The sequence below is a fragment of the Undibacterium sp. Ji83W genome (assembly GCF_049340385.1).
Classification (GTDB): Bacteria; Pseudomonadota; Gammaproteobacteria; order Burkholderiales; family Burkholderiaceae_D; genus Undibacterium.
Genome location: NZ_JBMPOZ010000023.1, coordinates 16183 through 41714, shown reverse-complemented (window position 1 = coordinate 41714; position 25532 = coordinate 16183). Strand labels below are relative to the sequence as shown.

Below are 25532 nucleotides of genomic sequence, written 5' to 3'. Positions count from 1 at the left end.
TGTAGGCTCAAAGGACTGGTCGCATGCTCGGAACCAAACAGACCTTCAACTTATACAGAAATTGGATTTTCTATCGATGATACTTCAGCTAAATATCTAAAGCGTGAACGAGCATTATGTTCTGGTCATCTTAATCATATAGAGGTCGCGTTACAGGGTTGGTTCAATGGAATTGCAGACGCGGGGATTATCGAAGCTCAGTTTAAGTATGTAGTATCCGACAAGAAGGGGCACTACATATTAGAGCAATTTAGGAAACATGATCTCGTAAAGGACAACTACCCGGCGATTGAGGCATTTGTCGCGAAGATTCGAAGTAGTAGCAAGCCAGGAAAACCTCGTGCAGTTGTTACTTAGGCATCATTGGTGAACAAAAAATAACTTAATTTTGCTTTTTCGACGTACTAAAAAAAAGGAAATGAACACATGAGCAAATCACCTGTCGCAGCAGCTTCAGCAACCTACCGTAAGGCTGTTAATGACATTGCGGAAGCACTTGATCAAGAACCCTCCCACTCCATGTACCCAAGCTTAGATTTTGAGACTGCAATTGAGGGAATCCCTGAAGCGATCAAAGAGAAGGCCATCGAATGGTACATTCGAGGTATTAAACGCGGAATGGCTAAAGCAACTGATTTAATGGCAGAAGGAACAATCTATATCCAAGATGACATTGTGCGTGCCCCCGCCAACATTAAACTGAAGGTACGCACGAAGCTCAAAGGGCAGGATTGGGAGCAACGCAGCGTGATTGTCCGCTCAACAGAAATTGGCTTCGAATAGGGCATATGAAGCCTCTGTGATGTGGCAAGAAAGTTCTCGATCTGGTGAGAAAAAATCCTGCTTAAGCGCTAAGCATTGCTTTCCGGACCAAGTTATCATGCTTAGCGATCAGGTTTTATGTTTACAAAATTTGCCCACATCGCATCCGAAATCTCCTGTTCTTTTGATATGAGTTGTAGCATTGCATCGTCGAGTTTGAACAATGGTCGTTCGACAACTATTGGTGGCCAATCGGGATAAAGACCTGATCCATCAAAATGCTCGGCCATTTGCCAATGCAATACCCGACGCTCCCCAAGTTCCATGAGATCAGTCGCTATTTCCTTTAGCCAATCTTGTGAACAATAATCCTCAAGTGCGGTAAGGAATAGTCGCTTCAGCACAACCGAAACTTCAAGGGCGCAAACGAGATATGCTTCTCGAAATAATCCTCCGAGCAAAGCAAGGAAATCGAGATTTTTTGAGAGGCCTGCTGTTGCTTGGGTTAGAGATACTTCATAGAGTTGGGCAGCGGTAATGGGAGCTGAATCTCTGTGCTCATTTAACACACCAGCTGCTATCAAGTTGATTATGATAAAGAGCTCGTTGGAGGGACGGTGAAGTTTGTGTTTTGGCAATAAATGGCTTACGAATTCTTTTGCCTCAGGAAGATCCATTGGATCTCCTTTTAGCAGGCTCCAGAATGGTGAATTAAATAACTCCTCTGTACCGGCAAAGTCCGCATGAGAGTCGACACGTGAAATAAGATCGAAACTTCTTTTTAACCGGTCCCCTGAAGATGGCACAACACGGCGCCTTCGAACAGTTTCAAATACCCTCAATCTATCTGACCCACTGCGCAGGTCTCTATCGGTCACCCATGCAAATTCTTGGTCCAGTCTGTAATCAGACCAGCCTCTCCGTTGCTTAACATCTAGATACCATAACGTAACACGTAAGCGTTCAACGAGATCTTTCTTGGGGCTTCCCTTTGCTTTTGGCTCTTTGCGGATTTGTGTTTTTGGCATGGTGGCATGAAATTACCATATTTCTAGCTACTTTGAAACCTAATCCGAATTTGATATTAAGTAAACAAATTAACCGCAATTAAACATAAATAATCGACGTCAACCATGAGCAGCCACGATTTGACAGAGCGCATGCTGAAAGAATTTGGCCCCTTAATGGGGGGAGAAGAACTGCGCCGAACGCTTGGTTTTAGGACGGAGCCAGCGTTTGCGCGAGCGGTAAGGATGGATGCAGTTGGGATACGAATATTCAGTATTCCAAATAGAAGGGGGAAATTTGCCTTTACGAGTGACGTTGCCGCATGGCTAGCAACGTTGCGTCAGGAACACATCGGCGACTGATGTGGTCGCATTTCATTAAAGAAAGAGAGGTACGCATGACTTAGGGCCATTTATCGATTCGAGGGCCAAAAAGCGCAAAAGGCCGAGAGCAGCAACTCCCAGCCTTTTTCCGCACTGAATTCTCAGGTTCGCTTCCTACGAGTTCATTGTCTGCGCTGTTCACACGGTTGTCAAGCAGTTTGCTTGGCAGCCGATGGCCTTCTTTTATTCCCCCGATTTTTAACTACTTTTGCGGCTATGTTGCCCATTTCGAACTGGGCAACGCAGCAGCAGACAATGATGGAGGAAGCCATGCTTTCTTATGAAGAATTGGAGCACCTATTGGTGTCCCCAAATATCCCAATTATGGGACGTCAAATAATCAATGCTATCCGCACTTCAGAACCGAGCCGTCGTACTGGTGGCGGTACGCACAATGTCACAACCCGCTTCGCCAGCCGCAAGATGGGAGTCACCATCCAGGCTGAGAGTCACAAAAATGAACTGCCGGCGCTCTATTTGTGGGAGCACGACCCAGCGACGTTTGAATTCTACGACCAACCGCCACCAATCAAGATCAGCTACCAAAACGCAAATAAGAAAAAATCCACACACCTTTCCACACCTGATTTTTTCCTGATCCAGAAAGGCTGGATAGGCTGGGTGGAGTGTAAGACCGAAGAATGGCTGATCGCCTCGCATGAAAGTGGTTGCCAGCGATTTATTCCTGATGACAACGGTGGCTGGCGCTGTCCTGCTGGTGAGGAGTATGCCCGCCAATATGGACTCTGCTTCAGGGTTCGATCATCCAAAGAGAACCCCTGGATTTTGGTTCGAAACCTGGAATTTCTGTCGGATTATTTTGTCGATACATGTCCAATGCCCTCCAGCGGCGATGAACAGAAGATTCGCGACGCGCTTGTGGACGAGCGTTGGATGCTACAGCGCGACCTGCTGCAAAAGGAAGGTGTTGTTGCCGACGCCGTGTACAAGTTGATCGCCAACGGCAATCTGTTCGCTGATCTATGCAACGAACTGCTGACTGAACCAAATTACACGTCGATTTCCCGTGACTCGGAAAGTGCCAAGATATACGTGTGCCAAAAACAAGGACGGGTGCAAATTGCTGCATCAGATCTGTGTACTATCAAGATGAAGCCACAAACCGACATCATGTGGGATGGCAAGCCCTGGCGAATCGTCAACGTTGGTGCCCAAGAAATCTTCCTCATGTTCGAGGGGAAGGATATTGTTCACTTGGAATCTACGATGTTCCAGAGCTTGGTGGCGCAAGGGAAGATCGTTGGCTTGCCTGAGATGAATGAGCAGGAATCGCTGGCCGAAAAACTGGTAAAACAGGCATCGCCGATCGACCTTCAACGTGCAACAAATTGCCTGGCTCATTTGGATGTGGCAGCGAACGTAGAACTTGGCTCCGCTGTGTCAGACAGGACGCTGCGCTATTGGAGGGCACAAGCCCGCCAGGGCGCGGCGGCTTTCGGTAGCCCTTTTCTTGGCCTGGTTTCGCGCATCAGTTCACGAGGCAACAGAAACCGGAGATTGCCTTATGAGGTCATCAACCTGATGAGCGAGGTTATAGACAACAAGGTGTTGACATCAGCTCAGCCAACAATCCTCGCGGCATACGGAGATTTGGTCAACGTTTGCAGGGAAAAGGGCTGGATTTGTCCTTCGGAAAAAACATTTCGCAAGGAAATTTCGCAACGTCGGCTTGACGCGCGCATTCTGGCAAGAGAAGGACGTAAGGCTGCTTATAAAGAAACGGAGTTCTACTGGTCGGTAGATCAGTCGACTCCACGCCACGGCGAACGACCTTTCGGAGTTGGTCATATTGATCACACGGAAGTTGATCTGGAAATGGTCGACGGAGAGACAGGCGCGAACTTGGGACGTGCGTGGCTGACTGTCCTGCTGGATGCGTTTACGAGGATGGTGCTGGCTTTTTTCCTGACCTTTGACCCACCTAGCTACCGAAGCTGCATGTCGGTGATCAGGGAATGCGTAAGACGCCACGGGCGAATTCCCTCGACGATAGTGGTAGATCGAGGGAGCGATTTTGAGAGCGCGTACTTCGAGGTACTGCTGGCGCGCTTGGCGTGCCATAAGAAGTCGCGTCCCGCCGCAAAGTCTCGCTTCGGGTCGTTGATTGAACGCTTCTTTGGTGTCGCCAATCAAACCTTCTTCCATAATTTGTCAGGTAACAGCCAGGCACTACAAAGTCCTCGGAGCATGTCGCCATCGCACGATCCACGTAAGTTGGCCGTGTGGACTCTATCCGCGCTCAATGGCTTGTTTGAGCGATACGCCTACGAGCACTATGCTAAATGGCGGCATTCTGCGCTAGGCACGTCGCCTGAAGAGGCGATGGCGCGTGGTCTAGCTATCACAGGCAGCCGGAAACATTTGGCGATTCCATTCACCGCCGACTTCAGGTTTCTATGCCTGCCGACCACATCTAAGGGGAGTGCCAGAGTTCACGCTGGCCAAGGAATTTCTATCAACAGGATTGACTACTGGCATCCGGCATTCAGGGATATTGGTGCCATTAAGACCCTTCCAGTCCGTTATGACCCTTTTGACGTGTCCGTTGCATATGCCTACTTACGCCGTGAATGGCTGGAGTGCAGGTCGCAATATCGAGCTGTCTTGGAAAGACGAACCGAGCGTGAAATCATGATGATTTCGCAGGAAATTAGGGCCCGGCACGTGCAGAAAGACGTCCACCGACGTGTCAAGGCTGGCGACATCGCCGCGTTTCTTGAAGGCGCCTACGAGACGGAAGTAGTACTACGCCAGCAGCGCCGAGACGCGCAAAACATGGCAGAGGAACCCGATGCACCTCCATCCCAGGATCATTTCACTATTCCGGGCGCAATTGAAGTTGCTGAAGACCCTTGGGGCAATGCCGTGAACCTAGAACTTTTTGGAGAATTGAAATGAGCGAGAAAAAACACACTACACCAGTTGAGGAATTTAAGGGCAAGATGTTCAAGCATCCATCGGCGACTGCCGCGTACGAGGGACTGTTGCAAGCGATGGGCAACGAATTTTCCTCGGAGATTATCATCCTGACTGGGCCGACAGGTGTCGGAAAGAGTACGGTGGCCACTGCGGTTGGAAAGGCTGTTCTCGATAAATCCAGGTCTCGAATGGAGGTTGAGCGGGATTTTGTGCCGGTGGTTGCACTACGTGCCGTGCCGCCGACGAGTGGTAACTTTGACTGGAAAGATTTCTATATCCGGTTATTGAGTGAGCAGGGCGAACCTTTTTCAGATCGAAAACTGTATGTGCCGAGACAGATGTCCTTGTTGCACGATAGCGCGTCCACTGATCATCTTGAAAACTCTGTTACGAATTGCCTTCGTCGGTCAGTGGAAGAATATTTGCGTCGTCGCCGCACCAAACTGTTGATCATCGATGAAGCGCATCATCTTTTGATGGTCAGCAACGGGCATCGACTGGAATGCCAGTTTGAGACACTGAAGTCTTTGGCTATCGAGACAGGTACGACGATTCTTCTATCTGGCACCTACAGCTTGTTGAATATCTTGCTGCACAGTGGACAATTGACGCGAAGAAGTCAGGTGGTCAATTTTGGTCGGTACGACATGCGTTGCAAGAAGGAAGCACACAACTTCCAACGCACGCTCACTTACATTGAACATCTCCTTTCCGCTTACGTGCCCACCAAACTGAATGTTGATGTTGACTATTTTTACCAGAAATCTATTGGTTGTGTCGGCATTTTGAAGGATTGGATGACCAGGTGCCTTGACCACGCCATACAGGAAAAAGCACCACAAATCGATGCGACCTTTGCCAATAGATTCGCACTGCCAAACAGGGGGCTCATGCGTATATTGGAAGAGGCGGTATGGGGCGAGTCAGAGCTTGCAGATGTTGGAGACGATTTGTTGCTCGATTTACTCAAGCATGGGCTTTTAGATACGCGCAACGACAAACCGGTCGGAATGGTCAGGCGCAAACCAGGGAAACGCAAGCCGCAACGAGATCCTGTTGGAGGGCATAGCCATGGAACGAAATAACGATTTTTGGGATTTGCCACGATTTACAGATCTCGGCCAATCACCGGGCAGGACGCTTCTTTACTCATTGAAGCCAATGCGGCTCGGCGAGCCTATGCAGGAAAGCCTGTTGTCTTTCTTGATTCGAACTAGCCGGGCGCATGCAATCAACCCACGCCATCTGGTTGGAAAAGTACTGTCAACGGTTGATCCAAAGATTGGAGATCTGGCCTCTGCCGGTTTTTTCAAGGAATTTGCAAAGACCGTCAATGGTCTTGGTCAGCATGCGATGCGATTTTCTACTGCTCTCGAACTGTCAACGGGCGTCGAAGATTTGCAGCGTTTGACTGTACTACCTTGGAGCAACCTATTTCCCTTCAACGGGCAGGGGATGCTCGCCGAGCATCCTCAATGGTGTCCCGACTGCCTTGTGGAGCAGTATAACGAATTTGCAGAAGCTTACTACCCACTAGTCTGGGCGCTAGAAGCGTGCAAGGTTTGTGTAGTTCATGGTCGTCGGCTTCAAACAACATGCCCTCATTGTGGAAAGCATCAGCACTTCATTCCCCGTTATCCAGATGTCAGCATTTGCTGCGAATGTTTGGGATGTCTCGTCACCGGAAAAAAATTTACAAGTGAAGGATGTCAGGAGTTAAGCGAGTACGAGAGATGGTGCGCCGATGCTGTATCGAACTTGATTGCGCTGCATGCCTTGACTCCAACTTTGCCTAGTGTGGAGGATTTCCGAGTCTTTGTGACCGCGGTCGTAAAGTCTTGCGCCGCAGGAAATCGGGCTGCTCTTTGTCGGCACGTAGGGCTGCCAACAGGAGCTCTCAAAGGATGGCTATCGAAAGGAGAAAGGCCAAGTATGGTGCAACTGTTAGATTTTTGCTTTGGCATAGGAAGTTTGCCTGCAAGTTTCGGCAACTTTTGTCAAACAAAAATACCGGTAACCCTACCGTCAGCCCAAAATGGGCGGAGGAAGCGCCAGCAGAATCAGCGTCCGTCATCTTGCCGAAGGGAGTTGATACGTTCACAATTGGAGATATATTTGCATGATTCAGATAGCCCGCCTGTTTCCAAGATTGCTGTTGCACTAGGTCTATCGGCACGATGTTTGCGATATTGGTTTCCCGATCTGTGTCGCGATTTGTCCGAGCGAGCTCAATTGGCTCGAGCGCGAAAATCTGCCACTTACCAAGCAGCGCAGACTCGCCGGGTTGTGGAGATCGTTCAAGAACTGCGCCTGGCGGGTAAGAACCCTTCACGCACGCAAGTGAATCGACGACTTGCAGGTGAACGCATGTTGCTGACGTCGCAGCATCTCTATGAGGCTTTCAGGTCGGCCACGAACTCGTAAGCATTGCTGAAAACAGGGGGGGCTGCCAATGGCATAGTGATATGACCAGCGGCAGCGCTCCCTCAATTCTAATCTCTAGATCTAGTCTAGGGTTACTTCAGAAACGTCAATCCAACTATTCATAACCCAGCAGCGCTTGATTGTTACAGACATGAACATCAACACGAGCGCTTTGGAAGCATAATATTGCCAAAGGCGTTTTGGAAGCATAAGCTTGCCGCGGCGGTAAAGATATGATTCCAGCGACAAAAAGGCTGTATGGACATTGATAAACTGGAGCGGGTGAAGGGAATCGAACCCTCGTATGAAGCTTGGGAAGCTAACCAAAGAATTCAACAATCACGTGGGTTTCAAGACGAATTGCCCACCCCAAAATCTACAAATTTGACTTATAAACCTCCTACGATTACTCAATGAGAAATACACTTTGGGGAGTGCTTTATATCTGCTTTAGACGTATCTTTTTCGATCTACTGAGAGTCACAACTCGTCAAGGACAAACCGGAAGCCGCACGCGGACCGGAGCAAAGCGAGGACCGAACGGGTGAGGATTTGAGCGTAGCGCTTCCTTGATCGACACAAAAAAAAATAAGCTCTGGCAGGGCCTGGGCAATGTATAACATTGCCCAGGTCTGCCTCAACGGCGAGTTGGGTTTTATATAGAACCGTGACGAGGGATTTTAATCGTTCGAATGTTGTTGAAACTGTGATTGATTTGCTGTGACTCGGTACCGGTAAGTCACACCAAGTCTGTCACAAGTGTGACTTACTTGGTGTGACATATCCAGGGCAAGTCACGGTTGTGATGTTTCGATCGTCATTTTATTTTCGCTACTTTTAATGCTAAATTAAACCTGAATCAGGCCGAGTGATCTTCTCTTTTTCTTCGATACTTTCAAGTATGTCTTCTTGTGAAAGTCGAATGCTGCTCAAATCACTGATCTCTTTGTAAAAGTTCAATTTGATGTCTTGATAGTCATTTTCATTCACATCAGCGGATTCTAGCCATCGTTGAAATTCGATCTTTTTTTGAAAGACTGCTCTAGCGGCGTCTCTCTCCCGAAGTTTGGAGGGGTGTGGTGTTGGAGGGCTTGTATGGCCTTTATTAAAGTCATCAATGCCAGTAACCAACCAAAATGCAAATTCCGGCCATGTGTGCGCAAGCGCTTCAATCATGTCTGGATTTGGACGCTGCCGCCCATAGTAAAAGCTCTTCCAGTTCTCAGATTGGATGCCGGTTAGAGACTCAAGCTGCGCGAATTTTCCTCGCTTGTCTGCTTGTGTATCAATGAGCTCTTTCATTCTGTCAGCTAATTTTCGCTTATGCCTATCCATCTTTTTTCCTTTGGACCTCCTAAGGGAGGTTATTGTATCCATTCGGGGTGTAATACACACTAAATAGTTGACCATACAAACTTATAGTGATAATCTCCATCCATAAAATGTGCAATACACACTAAATGGATTGAAATGCATCCCAATTTTACACCTGTGCTACACACTGACCATGAGACGTCACTCGGCGGCGAACGTACCGCCAGCGCGCAAGCACTGCCGGCACGGATCGCCGCCGAGGCCGTAAGGGCTGGGATAGTGCCGAGAAATACGCAAGATTGCTCGGATGTAGATCGCCCCATTAATAACATGGGGGAAAACCTAATTGGCGGCGACGATACCGACACATGGGCAAGTGTGTCAGATGACGACATGGGCGAAGTGTCGCTTGTGATGACTGATTCAGGGAAAGTCAAAACTATGATGGTACGCAAACCATCAAGTACACAAGCCTGCATAATCGACTGGGTTAATTTCACAGTGCTGGAAACCACGTTTCACAAGACGGCTCGGGAAACTTTAATTTCTGACGATCAGATCATTAATGAGGCAAGTCGGCAGTTTGAGAAAATTTTCGGTTTTGGTATTACTGAAAAACGTGATCGTGGCATGAATTTTTATCGCGATTCGTGGGTGCTTGGCGATCAGATGGGATTCGTATGCTTCGGTGGTCAACGCGCCACCATGTTGGTGACATTGACGGGGCAAGGGTGTTTGAACGCGGTTGCAGGATGGGAAAAGCGGTTGTTTGACTTCCTTACCAAGGTGGCTCAACGGCCATCAATCTCCCGAGTTGATTTGGCTCATGACGATATTAAAGGCGAGTATCTCTCGGTGGACTGGGCTTATGACCAATATGAGCTCAACGGCTATACGCAGAAGGTCGGAGGTCGCCCTCCAAATATCGAGCGAATAGGCAATTGGAATCGACCAACGGGCAAGGGGCGGACTCTCACCATTGGCTTGCGTTCTTCCAGTAAATTTTGCCGCTTCTACGAGAAGGGCAAGAAAGAAGGCGACAAAGACAGCGGCTGGTGTCGTTGTGAAGTTGAGTTCAAAAACACAAACACCGTTATTCCATTTGACGTGCTTCTGAATCCTACAGATTTTTTTGCCGCAGCCTATCCCTGCTTTTCGCATTTCGTCCAGGTCGAAACACCTCAGCGCATGGTTGTCAAAACCAAAACCGCGCAGATTACTGTTGATGCGTGTATCGAAGTGACCAAACACCAGTTTGGAAAATACATCCGTGTTTTCCGTGAACTGTGGGGCGATAAAAAAGCGCTCGACCTGATTTGCAATGAGGCTGAAGACTATTGGCCGAAGCGTATGAAGTCGTTGACCTGTGACGCAACGTCAGGCTCCACGCCTGTGCATAAACAAGCGCCTATCAATATTCCTTCATTCTTGCAGTTTATTACCACCGTCCCATGTTTCGGCCTCAATGGGGAAAACGGTTTTGCGTAGGCCATTCAAATCGAAAGCACAAAATGAAATTCACCTCAACGATCAAAGTCACTGGCATGAAGTATTCCAAGGGAACGATGGATAACGGCCAGGCATTCGACAGTACGAAGGTTTTTGTCGAGACGGAACTTGATGCAAGTAAAGACACAGCCATGGGGACAGCGTGCGCTGAATACAGTCTTGGCAAAGCAGAGGAATACCAGAAGTACAGGCACCTAGCGGCTGCTTTCCCGTTCATGGCAAACGCAGAAATGGAAATCGTCACGAATGGCAAGACCCAGAAAACTATCATTCATTCGTTGAAGCCAGTCGAAGCCGCAAAGGCTTCTGCCTCTGGTGGAAAAAATGTGCTGCCTTAAGCGAGAGTTGAAATTTATCGTGCAGGACAAAGAGTCTGCGTTGTTCCTGATGCCCGAGGAAGGTGATGTCAGCTTCACCCCTTGGGTTCATGAGGCCGGACGATTTGACGGTTACGCCGAGGCTTGCGATACCGCTGCGCTGCACTGTCACGAAGGTTATTCAGTCACCCAAGTTGTTCAATGAGTGGTGAATTAATAGTGAAATTATTAGGGAGGTTATATGCAAGACGTTCGAGAATTTTTAGGTTTTGGTAATGCTCTGTCAGTAAATATACGAGGGCGTGTTGTGAGTTGCCGGACGTATCGAGGTCGGCGTTACACGGTGGTTTTGTCGCCAGCAGTTGATGCTTATTCAAACCCCCAAGCATTTGAAATTCGTAGTCGTGGCCACTTGGCAAATAAAGACCAAGACGTTTCATGCAATTGCTTATTAAGCGGTTCTGTCATGCCATTGGATGAACTTGAGCTTCATCGAAGCGCATATGATGAAAATCTCAGACCTCTCGGAATTACGCTTGATCTTTGCGAGACGGTCGATGATTATTCGGAGCTCTAAAATGGGACAAGCAAAGAGCAGGGGAACGCAGCAGCAGCGGAAAGAGGAGGCCCAGCAACGGAATCAGAGGTTCAATTCAACCGATGATTTACAACGCTTTCTAGGATTCAATCGACTGCAGTCTAAAGATGAATTTCCTGGTGATGTGCCTGAAGATGCGCTGGTCTGCTTGGTCTCCAATATTGTAATGCTCAATCAAGATGCCTTATGTCAGCAGTCGGGGTTGAAGTTTCAAATTGGGGATTGGTTTGTATCAACTGGAAAGCATGAAAACACGGTGATACATGGCCCATTCTTGACGGTTGAAGTGGCATTTGAATTCGCTCGCATCAATTTCGACGCAGTTCGCTTTGTGGCGCTGGATGAATAGCAATGCAGAGCGTTTCGGACATTACATGCTTGGGAGAAGTGGAAACTACATGTTTTTGACTAATGAAAATTTATTCGAACTGACCGGACGCAAAACGAAATCTAAACAAATTGAAGCTCTATTGCAGATGAGATTACCGTTTTGGATAAACGCTATCGGAAAGCCCGTTGTGACTGTCGCGGCAGTTGAAGGGCGTAATGAAGCATCTAAAGAAAAGACATGGATAATGCCGAGAGTGAAATATGGGTCGAAGACCAACCGTTAATTTGAATTTGCCGCCCTACATGCGTAGCCGCCAGTGGGGAGGCAAGACATATTATTATCTTCGCAGCATGATCGACGGTAAGCGCAAAGAAATCCCGCTTGGCAACGACTTCATCCTCGCGCTTAGAAAATACACTGAGCTGATTGTCATTGACGCGCCGCGCCACAGCGTTACATTCTTTGACGTGGAAAAGCGATACCTAGCTGAAGTTATTCCAAAGCTCTCCAAGAATACTGCCAAGATTTACAGGTCTGACATTAGACACCTTCTTAACACGTTTAAGGATGCGCCGTTTGATCAGATTAAACCTATGAATATTCGCATGTTCCTCGATGATCGTGCGGCTATCCCAACAACGGCAAATCGTTGCAAACGCCTTTTCTCGACCATGTGGAATCACGCACGCGGGTGGGGTTACACAGACTTGCCAAACCCTTGCGAAGGCATTAAAGGTCACTCGCTGGATAAACGAATGCTTTACGTCACAGATGCGATGTATAACGCGGTATACGCTCAGGGAAGTGCTCCATTGCGTGATGCGATGGACTTGGCTTACCTTACTGGTCAGCGGCCAGCGGATGCACTGCGTATGTCTGAGGACGATATTATTGATGGTTGCCTGATCATCACACAGTCAAAAACGAAACAGCCGCTACGTATCAGCATTGCGGGAGAGCTGGCAGAGCTTATGGCACGGATTCTTGCACGTAAGGCATCTTACAAGAGCATTTGCGGAGGCTTGTTGATCAATGCTAATGGAATGCCTCTTACACCAGCCGTATTACGGAATCATTTCCACGATGCAAGAAAAAAGGCGGCGGCATTTCACCCCGAAATGGCGAATGCGATTATGGCTTTCCACTTCTATGACCTCCGCGCTAAGGCGGCAGATGATACTAGCGATCTGCGCGGCGAGCAGGCCGCAAGTGACTTGCTTGGTCATGGAAACGTGAAAACGACGCAGCGCCATTACTTGCGCCGAGGCAAGATTGTTGGCTCTACAAAGTGATTTTGGGGAGAAGCTAGATTTTTGGGGAGGAAATCGAAGTTCTAAAACCGTTGATTTTCCCTATGGAGCGGGTGAAGGGAATCGAACCCTCGTATGAAGCTTGGGAAGCTGCCGTTCTGCCATTAAACTACACCCGCGCAAGCTTTATTCTACGGTGTTTTTTGCAGATTTAGCAATCTCCATTTCTCCCGCAATTATTGAATTTTTTCCGCAATTATCGGGTTGACACCGTTATTTTAACTCTGTGCGAGGAACTGTTTTGCAATATCAAATGCCGTGACGACTATCAGAAACTGCAAGCAGCAATGAAAAGAAATGGAGGAAGGAATTCTTGTTGAAGCCAGGGAAGAATGGAAGCAATTGCTGCGGGAAGTCGTTGGCTGGCGTCGACTTTTCGACTTACCTAGCTGGCCATGCTTTTCAAACGAATGTTGCTGCAAACACGATCGCGTCCGCTCTTTTTTGCTTCATAGAGTGCATTGTCTGCAGCTTCGATCAATTCTACCGGGTTATGCAAATTCCTTGCGGGGGTGAGCGCTTCAACACCTGCACTGACAGTAACAATTCCAGCTTCGTTACCCGCGTGTGAAATACTTAAATCGTGAATTGCCTGACGTATTTTTTCTGCAATTAATATAGCACCCTGGACGTCAGTGGTTGGGAGAATAACCGCAAGTTCTTCACCTCCATATCGAGCAGTCAGGTCGCCAGCACGATTCTGGCAAGATTTAACTGCCTGGCTGATTTTTCTCAGGCACTCGTCGCCGGCAGCATGGCCGTAGAGATCGTTATATTGTTTAAAGTGATCAACATCAATCATGATGAGTGCCAGTGAACTGGCATTTCTTATAGCTCGACTAAACTCCTCTTCTAAAGTGATATCGAAATTGCGTCGATTAGCAAGCTCAGTCAGCGCATCTTGAAGAGACAGGCGCTCTAGAGTCTTATTAAGATCAATCATTGCGTCTCGCGCTCTGATGAGCTCGGCTTCAGCATTGAAGCGCAATTTCATCTGCGCAATCAGATAAAATCCTACAGAACTGAGTATGAATACGAGCAAGGTGACACCTGCTGCATGCCACAATGTATCTGTCAGCCAATCGGCAAGAATTTCATCTTCAGAGACGGCAGCAGAGACAAACAGGGGGTATTTATCCAAACGCTGAAAACTGTTTAGTCGTTTGACTCCATCCTGAGCTGATTTTACGGTGAATGTTCCCTTTGGCTTGGACGAGCTTTCTTTAAAAACTGTGGTCGTCTTCATATTTTTACCAATGGAGTCAGGTAAAAGTGGGCGACGAGTAATCATGGTGCCGCTGTTCGATACTAGTACGATCGCCCCGGCTTTGCCAATATCGAAGCTGTTGTAGAATTTATTGAAATAGTCAATGTCTATCGTTGCAAGCGTAACACCAGCAAAACTTCCATCTCTATGATTTATCCTGCGTGACAAAGTTATGATCCATATACCACTGGAACGACTTAGTATCGGCGCCCCTATATAGGTGCCATTGCCCTGGTGAGTGCGGTGATAGATGAAATAGTCGCGATCTGCATTGTTGACATTTGATGGGGTAGAGGGCAGTGAATTGACTAACCATCTTCCATTCTCGTCATAAACGAATAAGCCTTTGAGCTGGGATAATTCTGCTGTCTTTAGTACTAATAAATTGTGGAGACGTTCCAAAGCGCCAGGACTGGTACCGTCCGCCTGGATTCTTTCGTCAATTCCCAATAGAGCTGCATCAGCCGCTTTTATCGTATCGTCTGCATGTTGTGCTATTGCGCGCGCCATATTGGCAGTGGAAACTTCCATCTCACGCAATTGATTTTTTCTTGCCGTCCAGCTACGCCAGCCATCCATAAATATAAGTGACACGCAAACAAAAATAACAAATCCCATTGCCAGCCATTTGAGGGATTTCTTTCTGGGCGTTGGCTTTGCCTGTTTAATCGAAGTCACTTTGCTATTCATAAATGCTCAAAATTAATGTAGCGTATTTTCCTACTGCTTTTATTTCAGTTATTGCAGCACATCAATCATTGAAGACATTCCCGACAATGCAAAATCCATTGAAGCATATTACTCTTTCGGCTTGGGAATGCGAACAAAGTGATTCAAGAATAATCAAACGCATCTTTTCGCAAGACCTTTATATCATGGGGATTCATACACTTCACATTGCGATTATTGTCAATTTGCAATATTTTGCAGTTTTAAGCCCTTAATGCACAAACATCCGTCCACCAAGCCAGGCTTACGTTTTCGGACTGCGAGATGGGCTCAAAAGGTGATGCAATTTAATCCAAATTCTCATGAATTGTGTGCGTGCGTCATTTCTGGCAATTGACGTGCATGCTGAGATTTTTTAGGGGGCAGGTCCGACTTGCAGACCGTCCAAGATTGCCTGATCGGGATGCACTATATTGCGCTCTGTTTCTAACCATGAAAAGCTCAACGGCTATCAGGCTATCTAACAAATCTTGTGCTTGCTTGAACGATTGATTTGACAGAAATCGCACGTCCAGTTTACTGATTAATTCTCTTTCCTGATTTTGCTTACAAAAACAGCTGTTGCAATTCATCAGGCATCGTTATCAGTTTCTGCCGTCGACATATTATAGAACAGGGGACTAATCGGACCATCTGGTATTCTCATGATAGTAATAACTTGCCAGATAATTGAAAGGTTAAAAAAATGAGCTTGCATCATGCAACAATAATTAAATTGAAGGAAACGCAGGAACTGATAGACCTGTTTCGCGATGGTCTTGATGGCAATACATTAACCGGAATAATTTCAGATTATTCTGATGAATTTGTTCTTCTAAGTTTGTTTAGTGAAGAAGGTGTAGCTAACGGATTCAGTCTAATTTACGGGGAAGATATTACAAGAATTCGTTGGGGTGGTAATTACTTGAAGTCATTGAATGAATTGATCAAGCTCAATCAATCCAAACCGCTGATTCCGTCTATTCCTATCAACTCGCTCAATGATGCCTTGATGTCGATACAGACACAGTTTGGCTATGTCAGTCTGCATACAGAGCGCATGCGTAATGACGTATGTTTTATCGGTGAGATTGAAGAGATTGACCAGCAAGTGTTAGTGTTGAATGGCTATGGAACAAGAGGCAATCGTGACAGGCAGCACATGTTGCTGGCTCTGGATTTGATTACCCGTGTTGATGCGGAAGCTCCGTATGAAAAAAACTTAAAGTATTTGTATACACAGCGCTTGAAAACTTCGAATTAAATCAGGCTCATCAACCCTCAGCCGTGATTGAAATCCATTGGGCTGTTGCGCAGAAATTTATCCATTGCTCACTTTGCCATCTCATGGCCTGCCTGGTTGAAATGCACGCCAGGTACGCTGCTGCACTTAACAAGCTCAACGCATTTCAATGGCACAGGGCGATTGGAACATCGTTTTTTGATGCCCCGCGCCAATTGAAAATTTTTGTGCACGTCCCACTTATATCTTTGTTTTTTCGACAAGTAGTATTAAAATTAACAATTAGATAATTTTTGTGCAAGGGAAGGCCTGATCTGCCCTTGCTGCAATGCCCTCGATGTTCTGCCCCTTACCGCAAAAAGGATGATCATGAGCACAGCAAGCCCAACAGCCAGCAATTCTACAAAATCGACCAGCGATACCAGTAACTCGCCAGACAGGCCAAACATCCTGTTCATCATGGTTGATCAGATGCGTTATCCGCCGCATTATTCAGATGATCCGCTGGACCCTTTGTATCAGATTCTGCGTTTCGAAGAGGGGAGCATGATAGATAATCCATATGCAGAACTCTTCCCCGGCTTCGTCAAGCTGCGTGAAAATGGTGTGTCACTGCAAAACCATACCTGCTCCAGCATCGCCTGTGTGCCAGGCCGCGCCACCATCATGACGGGGCAATACAGTGCGCGTAGCGGGGTGACGCAGACTGAGGGCATGTTCAAGGTTGATACCGATCCGGCCTTTCCTTGGTTGCCGCAAGACGGCGTGCCGACGATGGGTGACTGGTTCCGTGCGGCAGGCTATGAGACGCATTATTTTGGCCGCTGGGATTTATCAAATCCACCCGATGGCAGCCTGGAAAACTGGGGATTCAGTGACTGGGAATATTCAACACCATCCGACCAACGTTTTGGTACGCCCAATCTGGGTGTGTATCGCGACAAGACTTATACTGATCTCGTCACCACCTTCCTGCGCCGCAAGGGCGTGGGGGTGGAAGCGAATATGATCAACAGTAACAATCCCACCAATGCCAGCTTCAAGCTGCGGCCCTGGTTGGCGGTGGCATCTTTTGTTAATCCGCATGATATAGGTGCCTATCCTTTTCCGTGGCAACCAGCAGTAGAAACACCGGCAACACCGCCGACCTTGGGCGACATCATTGCACCTTATGGCGCACCGGTGAAAGGCACGCTCAGCCAGCCACCAGTGTATGGCAATGCCCCCAATCAATTCAAGGCCACCTATCGCGTGCCACTGAATCCTGGCGGCTTCAAACTCGGCGAAGTCAAGCTGCCAGCCAACTGGCGCGGTGATTTGTCCAGCAAGCCAGATTGCCAGTACGATTATTCCTACAAGTTCCAACTGGCACTGACAACCCTGCGTGGTCAATATGCTGTCGTCCCTTCGCCTTACCCCTTCAAGATGCAAAGCAATGCAGAAGACTGGTATCGCAACTACCTGGCGTTTTATCTCTACCTGCAATATCTGGTGAATATCGAAGTAAGCACCATACTGGAGCGCCTGTATGAAAGCGGCCTCGATCAAAACACTATTGTGGTCTTCACCTCTGACCATGGCGAGCTGGCCGGTGCCCATGGCGGCCAGATAGAGAAATGGTGTGGTGCCTATCAAGAGGCAACACACATCCCCGCCATCATTTCTTCACCTCTGGTGAATAGCGACAAAAACATGCGCACCGTGCAATGCCATACCACCCATGTCGATTGGGTGCCAACCCTGCTGGGCCTGGCAGGCTATGACCAGAACGACAGGCAGGCGCTGGCCAAATTTATCCAGGGACATGATGTCAAACCACTGGCAGGCGAAGACCTGGCACCCATCATCCGTGGTACAGCGCAAGAGACAGAACGTCGTGGCGTGCTGTTTGTTTCTGACGACAACATCACCGCACCGCTGGACACCAACTACCTGCCCGACAAATACCAATGGTATGTCGATATCACAGAACGCCTGACCAGTCCCACCGGCAAGCCTACGGAAAGACATCCCCTGACAGCACCAGGCCCGGTAGTGCAACCCAACCATGTGCAATCTTATTTTGAAAAACCATGGAAACTGGTGCGCTACTGGGAACCGCAAAATCCCACCAACACCCAGTGGGAATTGTATAACCTCGATGCCGACCCAAATGAAAACCACAACCTGCTGCAATGGGATAAAGCCACTGGAGCACCTGTTTTGCGTTCAGGCCAGATTGTTGAACTGGGGCTGAATTTGGCCCAGACTGAATTCGATTTGAATTACCTGCGCAAGGCCTTGAACCAGTCCCTGATCAAGGCGGGTTATACGCCGCAGAATATGCAGGATATGGGCATCGTGGCAGATGGGCAGGCACCGGGCTAAGGGGAAGATTTTGTAGGGTGCGCCGTGCGCACCTGATGTTGATTTTCATGTTTGCAAAATATTTGCGGAGGTGGTGCGCACGGCGCACTCTACTGGCTGGCGAGCATCTTGCAAAGATATTCGATTTTGGATTGCGACACTCACATGCGGCGCATTACAATGCGCCCTAAGTCACGGCCTTGATTCGACGCTACTTGTCAGTGTCTGCTAAGGTTTGCCAAGCTCAGCGCGATGTAGCAAGTGCAGATATCTCTAACTTGCGAATGAGCCTGCCTTAAACCCCTCTCCCTTCAAGGGAGAGGCAGGGTGAGGGATGGGGTTCGGTTGATCACTCCAGAAAATAATTTAAGCTAACAGATATAATCGCGAAAGACAGGTGCGCACGGCGCACTCTACAAAATCACAGCTCTCTTACTCCATAAAATATAGCGATTTATACTTGTTCAATTCCTGCATGAGAAATTTCTTCAAAATGTTCTTTAACCAGAAGCCTTCATTTAAATTTGCCGTCTCAAATAATGACACAGATTATCTGATCGTTTGGATCGAACCCTGGGCGCATGATTTTACTTTGGAGCCGGGAGAAGATATCCAGATCATCTGCGACAGTGCAGAAGCTGATATGGATATACATAGAAAAAATGGTTTGATGCAAATTTATCTGAACTCATCATGCAGTTTCATCGTGCAGCAACAAGGGAAAACAATCAATTGCGGGCACAAGCGAAAACCTGATTTATAGAGAAGCTAAGCTAATGCAAGTCCGACATTGTTTATCCATAATTTCTATTGCACTTTGTTGCCTGACACTGCCTAGTGAAGCTGAAATCACGAAATCAATAACCACGGTAGCATCAAAAAGCAAGTTGAGTAAAGACCAGGTTTTGCAGATTGCCCGGTTCGCCGTAAAGAAACATGGTCTAAAACTGGATAGTTTTCAAGACCCGGAAGTGCATTTTGAGTTGGTGAGAAAAGATCAGTCGTGGACGGTTTTTTTCATGGATAAAACTATGGCGGTTGATGGGGGCTGCATGGTGATCATTGATGACAATACTGGCAGATTTCAGCTTGTTATTGGCCATTGAAAATGTGAACGCTACATTTTATTCTGTGAATTCATCGTTCGGCATTGCTGTCACGCATGCTAAAGTGGGGCTTTCCAGGCAACGGCCAATAAATTTTGGACACGAGAATGAATAAACCAATCAACTTGTTTTCCTGGCTTTTTGATGTGGCTCTCGATCCACAAGCGATTCGATTTGTTTTGTTTGAACTATGGACATTTCGCTCGCTGAAAATTGAAGACATCAAATCAGTGACAGAAGTCGGCTGGAAACCTGATGGAATGCAGAATGGTGCCAATGCCAAAACCCATTTTCTGGCGCGTAGCTTTTTGATTGAAACCAGACTTGGCTGGCTTGACCGCAAGATGGTGGTGACGCCTAAAGACCCCGAGGCATTTCTTGCCTGGGCAAAGCTGAACAAACTCTATATTCCAACCAACTGAGCGGTAAAGAGATGCCGTAAGCTAGGGCGCAATGTATTGCGCCGCATGGCTTTGATTTGCATGCCGCGTGTTGATACATTGCACAAGCCTGCAATCCCGTGTTCAAGGCAACACGCCAAACTGCCTCCCCAAAAACTCCGTCATCGCATCCACAGTCGTCTCCAACCACGGATCAAATAACCAAAAGCTGTGCGGTGTATCCGGTATCAGCACCGTCTGTGTTGCGATACCCAGGACATTCATCTTTTGCACCATCTCATCCCGCCCAAGGCTGAAACGCTTTTGCGCGCTGCCTATGAACAGGATGGGCGGGGTATCTTTACCAACATGTGTCAGTGGCGATGCCTCTTTCCATAGCCCGGTTTTTTCTGCATAAGTGCCACCAAACCAGGCACCGGCGGAGGAGGGGGTTTTCCTTGGGTCATCTTCATATTTTCGTGCTTCTTCTGACGTAAAGTCAGACAGGCCATCGATATTGATGATGGCTTGTACAGCGCTGGAGACAGTGCTCAACTGCGCCTGCGGGTCAAACTTAGGCATGTCATTGGTGACACCAACCAGGGCTGCGATCTGGCCGCCTGCCGAACCACCGGCAACGGCAATGTACCTGGGGTCCAGCTGGTAGTCAGCTGCATGCGTGCGCAGCCAGCCTATCGCTGCCTTGACATCATGGATGGCTGCCGGGTAACTGGCCTCGCCTGATAAGCGATAGCTGACGGTGGCAGCAATATAGCCGCGCTCGGCCAGGCGTATCGCCATGGGGGCGAGATTGTCACGTGTGCCTGAACGCCAGCCGCCGCCATGTACCAGGACTATGCCAGGCAAGGCAGGCTTGGCGGTTTGTGCGGGCATGAACAGATCCAGTTGCAAGGCCTTGCCTTGATTGTTGACGTAGTCGATATCCCGTAACACTTTGACGGTTGCTGGCGGCGTCTTGCTGGCGATCTGGATGAAAGGGTAATTGCTTGCCAGCTTTTGGTAGGTGCTTTCTGCCGTATAGACGCTATCTGCAGGCGCAGCTTGGCCGGGCTGGGCGCATCCTGCCAGCGATGTAGCTGCAAGCAGCGTGGCGATAAATCGATTCAAGCTCCACTCCATCATATGATTTTGGTAATGAATCCGGTCTGATCATGGCAGGTTTCTGTCCAAGCTTATCGGGCAGCAGTCAGGAATTATCGCATAATCATGCAATAAGCGGCTAGTCCACATTGCATTATTGGACAGGCCAATTTAAAATGGTCTGACCAATTATCGCAATATAAGTAATTGAAGCAAGAAAAAACAAATAAACGAGACATTTCAACAAACTTTCCAGGCAGGCGCATATGAAATCAAGTTCCATCCTTGTTAATACTTTTGCCAAGACCCTATTCGCAACCGCTATCGCATCCTTATTCTTGTGTGGTATTGCTCATGCTGACGGGGGCTACCGCAACCGCGACAATAAAGACTTGAAGGATGCAGGTGAGGGGACTTATCCCGTGCCTTACCAGAAGCCGGAAGTGGCCGAAATCACTGAAGCCCTGCATCGCATACGTGCCTATATGGAATCGGTCACACCTACCCGTGTGATACAAAAGAGCAGTGGTGCAGAGATCACAGACTTCAGCAAGCCACCAGTTGCCGATGCGATTTTTGAGCCAAGCAAGGGCGACTTTGGCATCCTGGTCTATGAAATGGGCGTGGTGCATGCTGGTTTGATGAAGGCGGCTGAAGTCACGGGCGACAAAAAATTCACTGCAATGACTGAACGCCACTTGCAGTTTTTTGCCAAGACCATGCCTTATTTTGATGCGCAAGAAAAGCAGTTCCACCTGGAGCGTGCCAACAGTTTTGCGCGCTTCCTCGATCCGCGCTCGCTGGATGATGCTGGTTCCATGTGTGCGGCACTGATCAGGGCGAAGTTTGCCAATATCGGGCCTGACCTCGGCAATATGATCAAGGTGTGCAGCAATTTCGTCTCCAAACAGCAGTACAGGCTGGCTGACGGCACCCTGGCCAGAAAGCGCCCGCAAGCATCTTCCCTTTGGTCTGATGATATGTACATGGGTGTCATGCCGCTGGCAGAGTTTGGCCACCTGACCAAGGACAAGGCGTATTTTGATGATGCCGTCAAAAACGTCTTGCAAATGTCGGCCTATATGTTCAACAAGCAGGCTGGTATCTACACCCACGGCTGGAATGCCAATAATCCTGACGCACCGCGTTTTTACTGGGCGCGTGCCAATGGCTGGGCGGTGCTGACCATGTCAGATGTGCTGGATGTGCTGCCCAAGGATCACCCAGGTTACCCCAAAGTGCTGGCGCAACTGCGTGCCACCCTGAACGGCATTGCCGAGCTGCAGTCAGGCCAGGGCCTGTGGCACCAGATGCTGGACCGCAATGATTCTTACCTTGAGACATCGGCCAGCGCCATGTTCGTGTATGGGATTGCCCACGCCATCAACCAAGGGTGGGTCAGCCCGACGACTTATGGCTCCATCGCCCAGGCTGGCTGGAACGCCCTGTACTCTCGCATCAATGCCAAAGGCCAGGTCGAAGGCACTTGCGTAGGTACTACCTTTGCCAGCGACCAGGTGTATTACTACAACCGACCGACCAGTGTAGATACTTTGCATGGCTATGGCCCTGTGTTGCTGGCCGGTGCTGAAATGATCAAATTGTTGAAGAATCCAGCGATTGAAATCCAGCACAAGGTACGCACTTACCACTATCTGCCTGCTGGCAATAGCAAGACAGATTATCGCGAACACCATTGATGCCTTACACCTTACGGACACCAGCAGGACACCAACAATGAAATCCATCGCCATGAAACAGACTTTGCATCTCTCTCTGCGCTATCAGATACTTCCACTTGTCTTGCTCAGCCTGTTTGGCACGGGCGCAGCCCATGCTGCCGACAAGCTCTCCATACAAGTCAGCCATGATCTCGACGCGGCGCGTCCGTCCGAGACCATCACGCTGCCCTGGTCAGAAGTCAACAAGGCCTTGCCCGGCGCACTGATACAACGCATTGCCGTCAAGGATGCAAAAGGAAAAGTGCTGGCACATCAGGTCACCAATGTCGCGCCTTTGTCCAAAGACCCCAAGGGTGAAGGCATTGCCTATGGCGAACTGATTTTTCAGTACGACTTTGCTCCCGGTGAAAAACAGGCAGTCTTCAGCGTTGAAAAAATTGATACCTTGGTGCCCGTATTTGAAACCAAGGCCTTTGCCCGCTACATTCCAGAACGTCTGGATGACTTCGCCTGGGAGAATGACAAGATAGGCCACCGCACCTATGGCCCGGCACTGGAAGCGCCCGCGCCGGCAGGCAGCAATAAAGAAGTCTTGCGCAGCAGTGGCCTGGACATCTGGTTCAAGCGCGTGTCCTACCCTATCGTCGACCGCTGGTACAACAAGGGCCATGACCATTACCACAAGGACGAAGGCGAGGGCATGGACATGTACAATGTCGGCCGTTCACGCGGCTGCGGTGGTACTGGCATCTGGGATGGCCAGAACCTGTACACCAGCGCCAACTACGCCACTTGGAAAGTTGTCGCCAACGGCCCCATACGTACCGTGTTTGAGCTCAATTACGACAACTGGGACGCGGCAGGAGTCAAAGTATCTGAAGTCAAACGCTTCACTGTTGATGCCGGTCATTTGTTTGATCAGATGGAAAGCACCTTCAGCTTTACCGGCCCGGCGCAATTGAAGGTGGCACTGGGCCTGAACAAGACGCCGACAGACAAAGGTCAGAACCCCGTCATCAAGCTGACCAAGAACCAGGCCACCCCATCCATTACCCAATGGGTAGATCAGGCCAGCAATGGCTCCATCGGCACGGCCATTATCTTGCCAACAGCAGAGGGCTATGCCGAAGACAAACTCAACGACATGATATTGGCGACAGTCTCGTCCGGCAAACCACTGCGCTATTACGTAGGTGCCGCCTGGGACAAGGCCAGCCCCTATAACAGCAATGAGAAATGGCAAGCCTATGTCAAGGCGCATGCTGAGAGAATGCAGCATCCGATCAAGATTGTTGCTGTGAGCAAGCTGTGATATTTGCTCACTCCTGATTGTTGATCGGGAATGCCAGGCAGCGCCTTATAACGCCACCTGCAACATACTGATTTGCATCAATGAAAATTTAAAAAATAAGGGCCAGACATTGCGCTGTAAATGTCTGGCTTTTATTTTTTTTACCTGGATTGCATCCCCTCGGTTGACAAGCTACCATTGTCATTTTCAAGCAATGGTTTTCATTGCACCGTGTATTGCACAAACAGGAGAGAGTAATGGGTCTGGGTATTTCCATTGGAAGCTTGGCAGAATGTGATGAAGAAGAGCTGGAGTTTGCAGGTGCAGACTTTGCAACGATCAATGTCGTGCTGACAGAAGCAGGCTTGCCTGCGCACGTAGAGCCACAGTCTTTACCTGTGCTGGAATCGCGTGCCCAGCTTGATGGGTTTCCATATTCCTTCCTGCATTATTTGCGCCGTGCTTATGCACGTCGCAAGGCAGACCCCACATGGATAGCAACACCACTGGCAGACAACCAGGACCCCGGTCAGGATGAAGTACTGCAAGCAGAGTATGATTACATGAACAGCCATCTGCTTTGCCATTCGGATGCAGAAGGCTATTATGTGCCAGTAGATTTTGATGAAGTCCTGTTTGCCAGCGAAGATGCAGGTCTGCCAGGCGGTATGCTCGGCTCGACTTATCGCCTGATGGAAGAACTGGTACTGGTTGCCCCGGCACTTGGCATCCATCTCGACAACGGGCAATTGTCAGATGCAGAAGTGGAGCGCATCTATGTACAGACTGAAAAAGAAGACAGTTGCCAACGCGAGCTGGAAACATGGATGGTCTTGTTCGAAGCTGCCCGTCTAAGCCTGGAACACAAGACTGCAATTGTGTTTTGCTGAAAGACTTATCGGTGTTTATTCATATCAGTCAGATCGTTTGATTCCTGGTTTTATTTCCAGTTAAGGTAGATCAATGAAGCCACGAATCACCGTCATCACCATAGGTGTCAACGATCTGGAGGCGTCCTTGCATTTTTATCGCAATGCTCTGGAATCCGAAATGGAATCAAGGCGAACAGACATAAATTGATATCAAACTATGTGGAGCAATAATGAGTTTCGCAGTCATCATCAAGCATAAAACCCAGGCTGGCAAACGCGACGAAGTCCGCAAAGTCTGGGAAAAACATATGGCACCGGCCATCGCTGCCAACCCCGGTCACACTGCTTATTTCTACTGTTTTGACAATGCCGACCCCGATTCCATCTGCGCTTTTCAGCAATACACCAGTCTTGAAGCATCGCAGGAATTTTTAAAGACAGATAGCTATGCCGCTTATTTGCTGGAGGTTGAACCTCTGTTATCAGGCCCGCCGCAGGTGACCGCATTGACGCCGATGTGGTCGAAAACTGTATGACGATATGTGACGATGCATGGCAAGAATCGTTGCCAGGCAATATAGGATCACCAGAAAAAGCAGGAGCGCAGGGCAGGCCTTAAAACGCACTCTACTGCTCTGAG

Annotated in this window: 24 protein-coding genes and 1 tRNA gene; 20 read left to right on the top strand and 5 right to left on the bottom strand. The window is 48.6% G+C overall.

Annotated elements, in window-relative coordinates:
• The first annotated feature begins 426 nt into the window (after positions 1–426).
• Positions 427–783 (top strand): hypothetical protein, encoded by a 357-nt coding sequence (locus ACO0LD_RS26635; protein WP_423011646.1) that lies wholly within the window; start codon positions 427–429, stop codon positions 781–783.
• Between the two features lie 101 nt (positions 784–884).
• Here the strand turns inward: ACO0LD_RS26635 and ACO0LD_RS26630 are convergent, their stop codons facing one another.
• On the bottom strand, positions 885–1790 hold the full coding sequence (locus ACO0LD_RS26630; RefSeq protein ID WP_423011644.1) for a hypothetical protein: 906 nt from the start codon (positions 1788–1790) through the stop codon (positions 885–887).
• Positions 1791–2315: 525 nt separating this feature from the next.
• Here ACO0LD_RS26630 and ACO0LD_RS26625 point away from each other — a divergent pair.
• The 3 genes from ACO0LD_RS26625 to ACO0LD_RS26615 are packed head-to-tail and all read left to right on the top strand — an operon-like array spanning position 2316 to position 7517.
• Complete coding sequence (locus ACO0LD_RS26625; RefSeq protein ID WP_423011642.1) at positions 2316–5072, top strand: DNA-binding domain-containing protein; 2757 nt, start codon at positions 2316–2318, stop codon at positions 5070–5072.
• Entirely contained in the window at positions 5069–6178 is a 1110-nt protein-coding gene (locus tag ACO0LD_RS26620) for an ATP-binding protein (RefSeq protein ID WP_423011640.1), read from the top strand. The genes ACO0LD_RS26625 and ACO0LD_RS26620 overlap by 4 nt, the downstream gene beginning before the upstream one ends.
• Positions 6165–7517, top strand: coding sequence for a TniQ family protein (locus ACO0LD_RS26615; RefSeq protein WP_423011638.1), 1353 nt, complete (start codon positions 6165–6167; stop codon positions 7515–7517). The genes ACO0LD_RS26620 and ACO0LD_RS26615 overlap by 14 nt, the downstream gene beginning before the upstream one ends.
• Positions 7518–8360: 843 nt before the next feature.
• On the opposite strand, the gene ACO0LD_RS26610 is transcribed toward ACO0LD_RS26615, so the two are convergent.
• A complete protein-coding gene (locus ACO0LD_RS26610) occupies positions 8361–8852 on the bottom strand; it encodes a hypothetical protein (RefSeq protein WP_423011636.1) in 492 nt (163 codons plus the stop codon).
• Between the two features lie 135 nt (positions 8853–8987).
• On the opposite strand from ACO0LD_RS26610, the gene ACO0LD_RS26605 reads away from it, so the two are divergent.
• The 6 genes from ACO0LD_RS26605 to ACO0LD_RS26580 all read left to right on the top strand — a co-directional run bounded on the left by ACO0LD_RS26605 (position 8988) and on the right by ACO0LD_RS26580 (position 12878).
• On the top strand, positions 8988–10319 hold the full coding sequence (locus ACO0LD_RS26605; protein WP_423011634.1) for a replication initiation factor domain-containing protein: 1332 nt from the start codon (positions 8988–8990) through the stop codon (positions 10317–10319).
• A gap of 23 nt (positions 10320–10342) precedes the next feature.
• Complete coding sequence (locus ACO0LD_RS26600) at positions 10343–10678, top strand: hypothetical protein (protein ID WP_423011632.1); 336 nt, start codon at positions 10343–10345, stop codon at positions 10676–10678.
• 7 nt (positions 10679–10685) lie between these two features.
• Positions 10686–10862 (top strand): hypothetical protein, encoded by a 177-nt coding sequence (locus ACO0LD_RS26595; protein ID WP_423011630.1) that lies wholly within the window; start codon positions 10686–10688, stop codon positions 10860–10862.
• Between the two features lie 373 nt (positions 10863–11235).
• Entirely contained in the window at positions 11236–11604 is a 369-nt protein-coding gene (locus tag ACO0LD_RS26590; protein WP_423011628.1) for a hypothetical protein, read from the top strand.
• Between the two features lie 49 nt (positions 11605–11653).
• The gene (locus tag ACO0LD_RS26585; protein WP_423011626.1) at positions 11654–11869 is read left to right on the top strand and encodes a DUF4224 domain-containing protein; all 216 of its coding nucleotides are present in this window, start codon (positions 11654–11656) and stop codon (positions 11867–11869) included.
• A gap of 19 nt (positions 11870–11888) precedes the next feature.
• On the top strand, positions 11889–12878 hold the full coding sequence (locus ACO0LD_RS26580; RefSeq protein ID WP_423011624.1) for a tyrosine-type recombinase/integrase: 990 nt from the start codon (positions 11889–11891) through the stop codon (positions 12876–12878).
• A 63-nt stretch (positions 12879–12941) separates the two neighbouring features.
• On the opposite strand, the gene ACO0LD_RS26575 is transcribed toward ACO0LD_RS26580, so the two are convergent.
• Both ACO0LD_RS26575 and ACO0LD_RS26570 read right to left on the bottom strand, forming a co-directional pair.
• Positions 12942–13015: transfer RNA gene (locus ACO0LD_RS26575), tRNA-Gly, on the bottom strand.
• Positions 13016–13281: 266 nt separating this feature from the next.
• Positions 13282–14853 carry a sensor domain-containing diguanylate cyclase gene (locus ACO0LD_RS26570; protein WP_423011622.1) on the bottom strand — a complete coding sequence of 524 codons (1572 nt, stop codon included), beginning with the start codon at positions 14851–14853 and terminating at the stop codon, positions 13282–13284.
• A 2-nt stretch (positions 14854–14855) separates the two neighbouring features.
• Here ACO0LD_RS26570 and ACO0LD_RS26565 point away from each other — a divergent pair, with 2 nt between their 5' ends.
• The 6 genes from ACO0LD_RS26565 (at position 14856) to ACO0LD_RS26540 (ending at position 19988) form a co-directional block, all read left to right on the top strand.
• Positions 14856–15107, top strand: a complete 252-nt coding sequence (locus ACO0LD_RS26565; protein WP_423011620.1) for a hypothetical protein — start codon at positions 14856–14858, stop codon at positions 15105–15107.
• 470 nt (positions 15108–15577) lie between these two features.
• The gene (locus tag ACO0LD_RS26560; RefSeq protein ID WP_423011618.1) at positions 15578–16135 is read left to right on the top strand and encodes a hypothetical protein; all 558 of its coding nucleotides are present in this window, start codon (positions 15578–15580) and stop codon (positions 16133–16135) included.
• Between the two features lie 348 nt (positions 16136–16483).
• Positions 16484–18481 (top strand): sulfatase-like hydrolase/transferase, encoded by a 1998-nt coding sequence (locus ACO0LD_RS26555; RefSeq protein WP_423011616.1) that lies wholly within the window; start codon positions 16484–16486, stop codon positions 18479–18481.
• 454 nt (positions 18482–18935) lie between these two features.
• Complete coding sequence (locus tag ACO0LD_RS26550) at positions 18936–19223, top strand: hypothetical protein (protein ID WP_423011614.1); 288 nt, start codon at positions 18936–18938, stop codon at positions 19221–19223.
• 13 nt (positions 19224–19236) lie between these two features.
• Complete coding sequence (locus tag ACO0LD_RS26545) at positions 19237–19566, top strand: hypothetical protein (protein WP_423011612.1); 330 nt, start codon at positions 19237–19239, stop codon at positions 19564–19566.
• 107 nt (positions 19567–19673) lie between these two features.
• Complete coding sequence (locus ACO0LD_RS26540; protein ID WP_423011610.1) at positions 19674–19988, top strand: hypothetical protein; 315 nt, start codon at positions 19674–19676, stop codon at positions 19986–19988.
• A gap of 102 nt (positions 19989–20090) precedes the next feature.
• Here the strand turns inward: ACO0LD_RS26540 and ACO0LD_RS26535 are convergent, their stop codons facing one another.
• The gene (locus ACO0LD_RS26535; RefSeq protein WP_423011608.1) at positions 20091–21074 is read right to left on the bottom strand and encodes an alpha/beta fold hydrolase; all 984 of its coding nucleotides are present in this window, start codon (positions 21072–21074) and stop codon (positions 20091–20093) included.
• Positions 21075–21313: 239 nt separating this feature from the next.
• Between ACO0LD_RS26535 and ACO0LD_RS26530 the strand changes: the two genes are divergently transcribed.
• From ACO0LD_RS26530 to ACO0LD_RS26515, 4 genes are all read left to right on the top strand, one after another.
• Positions 21314–22747: a glycoside hydrolase family 88/105 protein gene (locus ACO0LD_RS26530; protein WP_423011606.1), complete on the top strand. Its 1434-nt coding sequence runs from the start codon at positions 21314–21316 to the stop codon at positions 22745–22747.
• Positions 22748–22784: 37 nt separating this feature from the next.
• Positions 22785–24041: a DUF4861 family protein gene (locus ACO0LD_RS26525; protein ID WP_423011604.1), complete on the top strand. Its 1257-nt coding sequence runs from the start codon at positions 22785–22787 to the stop codon at positions 24039–24041.
• 236 nt (positions 24042–24277) lie between these two features.
• Positions 24278–24910, top strand: a complete 633-nt coding sequence (locus ACO0LD_RS26520; RefSeq protein ID WP_423011602.1) for a hypothetical protein — start codon at positions 24278–24280, stop codon at positions 24908–24910.
• A gap of 212 nt (positions 24911–25122) precedes the next feature.
• A complete protein-coding gene (locus ACO0LD_RS26515) occupies positions 25123–25428 on the top strand; it encodes a putative quinol monooxygenase (RefSeq protein ID WP_423011600.1) in 306 nt (101 codons plus the stop codon).
• Positions 25429–25532 lie beyond the last annotated feature (104 nt).